3 protein-coding genes and 1 pseudogene are annotated in these 4,543 nt (G+C 36.2%); all 4 read right to left on the bottom strand.

What is annotated here, in order from left to right; translation table 11 throughout:
* Positions 1-139 precede the first annotated feature (139 nt).
* Complete coding sequence (locus ACFINU_RS09120) at positions 140-610, bottom strand: SMI1/KNR4 family protein (protein WP_375618706.1); 471 nt, start codon at positions 608-610, stop codon at positions 140-142.
* Between the two features lie 270 nt (positions 611-880).
* Positions 881-1,231 carry an HNH/ENDO VII family nuclease gene (locus tag ACFINU_RS09115; RefSeq protein WP_375618707.1) on the bottom strand — a complete coding sequence of 117 codons (351 nt, stop codon included), beginning with the start codon at positions 1,229-1,231 and terminating at the stop codon, positions 881-883.
* Positions 1,232-1,319: 88 nt separating this feature from the next.
* Positions 1,320-3,899, bottom strand: coding sequence for a DUF6990 domain-containing protein (locus ACFINU_RS09110; protein WP_375618708.1), 2,580 nt, complete (start codon positions 3,897-3,899; stop codon positions 1,320-1,322).
* A gap of 12 nt (positions 3,900-3,911) precedes the next feature.
* Positions 3,912-4,543: pseudogene (locus tag ACFINU_RS09105) on the bottom strand (hypothetical protein); the annotation flags it as partial.

The following is a 4,543-nucleotide window of genomic DNA, read 5'->3' as shown; positions in this document are numbered from 1 at the left end:
CACTGACACGGTCTATTAAAAGGGATTTTGCTAATCTTTATAATGATCAATCTCTTTTTAGATGTTTTCATAACAAGAAATAAATCGCAATTATCCTATTTATCAACTAGTTGTATAACATCATCTAAGGTATAAGTTTTCATGAATCTTCCCCTGCATACTCTTTAATTCTTTTGCAGAGAAATTCATAAAAATTACTTGCGTAATATTCGGAATCTTCAGATGTATACTTGAGATAGAGTGGGCATTCACCATCCCGAAACTGCGTATAATCAAAATAAAAGGTTTCACCAAAATCAGTTGTGCAGATAACAAGTTGTTTGGGGGACGTAAAGCCATCTCTTCTATCGAGCAAATTTCGGTAAACAATATCACCAGCAGGAATACCTGCACAGATTTCATAAATACTGAATATTTCTTCACCTCCAATTTCTCCTCCTCCATAATTTTTTAAAAAATTCTTATAGGAAGAGGTAAATTGTAAACCAAGAGTGTTCTCAGCTGTTTTAATCCGTACATCATCAGGGGCATTATCTTGAGTACCAAAATTAATAACATGACTATGCATATCAACATATTGTGCAACATCTGATAAAGTATAACTTTTCATAAATTTTTCTCCATAAGTCACAGCGTGTTTTTACTCATAATGAGTGTTCCTAATGATCAATCTTTTTCTACTATAGCCAATGGAATTGAGATGAGATTGATAAAATCATAAGAGATATGTTCTTGACGGAGCTCTTTTCTCATCTGTCTCTGTACAATCATCTCGCATTTACAATATATGATGGAATTAAAGGAGGTGATCATTAAAGTTTAGAGAGCGCCTTTTAGGGATATTATTTCAATATTTGCAATAATTACTCTTTCTTTTTTCCTACTTAGGAATTTTTTTTGAAATCCAACAAATAACTTTTCTGATAAAATTTGTCTTTGGATTCATAGGAGCAACCAAACTCCTGCCTTGATAAAATGAGTAGAGAACCTCAACGAGAGGACTATCTTGTTCTTGTGTCACAGGATGTAACATAATAGGTCTAAAATCGACTCCAATAGGTGCTCTTCCTGATACCATTCTTTCCACATTTGTACCCGTTACTATCTGTCCTTCTTCTTTCCAAGAAGAAACTGTTTCGGGCTCAAACAGTTCATCTTCCTGATAAACTTTTTGACTTTTAAATTCCACCGGCTCAGCTGCCCCCATACTTTTTTTCTTTATCCATTTCATGATTCATAATCCCCTCGATTTTTTCAAAATAATCAATTTATTCTTTGTTCTAAATAGACTTAAATAAACTCTCCTTCCAAGAGCGAGGTTATTCCTCGCTAGAAAGCTCTGAGTGATCATCAAAATCTTTTGCCACCCGTTCAATCAAAGCGTAACTCAGCTGTTTAGCTTTTGCTACTTCTTGCGCTAAAGCTATTGCCCGTTCAAGGTGGATTTTGTTGATGCTGTCGTCAAAACCTAGGTGATCACCTGCCGTAAAGCTTTTCTGATAAGATTGTAAGGTCTCAACATCACCCAATAAAGCAAGAGCGCCAAGATGAAGTAAAGCATAGTCCGTATCGTTTGCTTTAGACGTGGCGCCTTTTTCCCAAGGAGCAGTGCCATAATCAGAGCGAAGTCTTTTAGAAAGGTCAATGTCTGTTACCGCCCATTCTAAAGCATCATCAAGCGCCTGTGTTAAACGATCCGTAGTGACTTCTGGTTCAAAGATTTCTAATCCCTTGGCTTCAAAATTAAGCTGTATATCTGGAATATCTTCCGTGTAGGTAGGATCAATGAATTTACAAGCGGTGGAAAGAATGCCCGTGCTAATCATAAAGGCGCTATCAAATTGCGGGTAGTCTTTGGCAATTTCGTCGTTATAAAGAATATCTACTTCACGATCAGCCAATTGATAGCTTGCCATATGGTCATTCTCATTGATTTTCTCGGTTGACCAGCCTAAGCTTTTTAAAAGTGCATGAGCACTTTCCATGGTGAGACGATCATCATTGTCATCCACTTCATCCACTTCCTCTGCCACTTCAACAGAAGTTGTTTTAGAAGCAACAGATGCTATTTGCGGATCCAAGCTCAAAATCGGTGCATTTTTCGGAAAACCTGCTCGATAACCCCGTGCAAGAGTGAGGAGATTATCAATTCTATATTTTGAGATTTCTTCCACAAAACCTAAAGGATTTCCCTTTCTAAAATTCTCCTTATAAGATTTGAGCTTTTCAACATCCCCAATCAAAACAAGCGCAATAAGGTGACGCGCTACAAGATCAAGTTCACTGTCTGGGGAAAAAGCCGCATAATCATAAATGATTTGATTGACATTTTGCCGATCTGCCCATTCAAGTATATCTGTACAAATCTCCTTTAGCTTGCCTCTATCCAATTCAGTACTAGAAACTGTATAAACTTCTTCTGCTTCTTTGAGGGCTATATATTGAGGCATATTATAGAAAATCTCTTTATGAGCAGAGGAAAAGCCAAGTGTTGAAAGTGAAGCCTTAAATACAACAATCGGCTCTTCTTCATCACTTTGAAGGTTATACATTATATTGATGATACGGTCTTTACTTACAAAATAAGCATTGCGATCATAGTTCTTATCTCGATAAACTGTCCACCCCATCCTTTTTAAGTCTTCAGAAACTGTATTAAGAAAAGACAAATCTTGCAAACTAAGACGATCATCTATGGCTTTTCGCTCATTAAAGATTTTCAGATGTCTTTCAGCAAATTCAACAGCGTGATTAACATACCCCTCCAGTTCTTCATCAAGATTTTGCAAATGCTCAGGAATCTTATCCTCTGCGATAGAATCTTGATAGGATTTTAGGACATCAATTTGACCTGTCAATGCTAAACAAGCCAAATGCCAAATCACAGCTGGATAATAGCTATATTTTTGGATAAGCGTTTTGCTTTCTATTGATGCTTGTAAATCTTGGGCACGTGCCCACTGTATCACCCGCTCAGAGATTTTTGTCAACTCTTGCTCATTCAATATCTCTACACAAATATCAATTCCTTTATCAACCCCACGAAAATTCTCTCCTCCAATTGTATTAAAAGATCGATAAATATCCGTAGGTCGTACAAGATTACGTTGTCCACAAAAATGAATATACAAGCAAGCCAAAGAAATCTCTTCATTAGATATTTCAGCTTCGAGATGAATATTGTACTGATCATAGAGATGTACAAAGCCAAAATCTAACTTAATAAAACGATCCGGCAAAACCAACCACATTTTCCCAAGCTCTGTGGCAAACCACCCTTGAATTTTAAAAATGCGAGTTGCTGCTGTAAGACTCATCGACCACTGTTTAGGTTTTTTACACGCTAAAGTGTCATCTAACTCCCCGTTTTTATAAGCTTGCGCAAAAAGAATGAGGCGCTCAATCCACCCTATTGTTTTGTAATCTGCAAATTCTGGTACATGTAATTGGGGTGTAAACTTAGAACTTTTTAAAGCCTCAATATCACCAAGTAATGCTTCTGCAACAGCAGAATGATTAGCAGCTTCTTCATGTAATTTTTTTTCAATATCTTGTGCTTGCGCCCAAGCAATAACCCTATTTAAAAATTCCTTAACATGGCTTTCTGAGAGATCTAAAGCTGTAACATCGAAATCCTCTTTCGCAGAAAATAGCGTATCTTCATACTTATCCTGTGATACTTCACCACTAGCATATTCCCAAGCAAGGCAATAAGCAGCAGTGGTAAGATTAGCCGATAGCCGAAACTTTCCCCCATCCTCTCCATAATCTACAACATCATAACTAATGCCTACAATGCGATCGGGAAGATGATAATGCGCAAACATACTACCATCTTCAGCACGATAAGGTTCCCAGCCAAGCGTTTTTAAAATCTCTGTCACGTCTTTAGTTCGCATAACACTTCACTTTCATTCAAAAAGTCCTGGATAATGAAAAGTGTAAAAGTCCATTTTGTCTAACTTATTATTCAATTGTTCTTTAATCCATTTTCTATTCTCATTTTCCAATTCTTTCTTACTTCCTTTAAAATCTTTGAAATCTTTTTGATATTTCTCTAAGAACTCTTTGTTCTCTTTAAAAAATTCTATAAGTTTTCCTTTTGTGGGCTCTGCATTTCCTTCTTTATATGCTTCTTTCAAAATCTTTTGGTTTCCACTTAAACCAGCTTTTCCCGTTTTTACATCACCAACAAACAGTTTACCATCCTTTATACCAACAATATCCGCACGAGATCTTACTACCCCCTTATCCGTCTTAGTTTTGAATACTATTTCTGTTTTACATATTCTACATCCTTCATCCCTGAATTCTTGTTTTTTTTCATCGCGCTTTTTGTCATGATGCTTCCTGACTTGTTCAAGTATGTTACCCTTTCCATCATTATTGTTTTGTGGTTCTTTATTGTTTCCGTTTTTTTTCTTATTTTTACTTTCTTTCTGAGAATCTTTATTTTTTTCTTCTTGTGAGTTTTGATTTGTTTTTTCGCTATCTTCTGCAGAATTTTTCGATGCAAACCAATAGGTAAGGAAATCAGCTATAG

Source organism: Bartonella sp. AC130YNZD, from assembly GCF_042196865.1.
Classification (GTDB): Bacteria; Pseudomonadota; Alphaproteobacteria; order Rhizobiales; family Rhizobiaceae; genus Bartonella.
The sequence above is the reverse complement of the archived record's forward strand: the minus strand, read 5'-3'. Positions and strand labels throughout refer to the sequence as shown.

Bases quoted from the DNA above. Each gene is read 5' to 3' on its own strand.
- ACFINU_RS09120 (WP_375618706.1), bottom strand. From the start codon at position 610: ATGAAAAGTTATACTTTATCAGATGTTGCACAATATGTTGATATGCAT.
- ACFINU_RS09115 (WP_375618707.1), bottom strand. From the start codon at position 1,231: ATGAAATGGATAAAGAAAAAAAGTATGGGGGCAGCTGAGCCGGTGGAA.
- ACFINU_RS09110 (WP_375618708.1), bottom strand. From the start codon at position 3,899: ATGCGAACTAAAGACGTGACAGAGATTTTAAAAACGCTTGGCTGGGAA.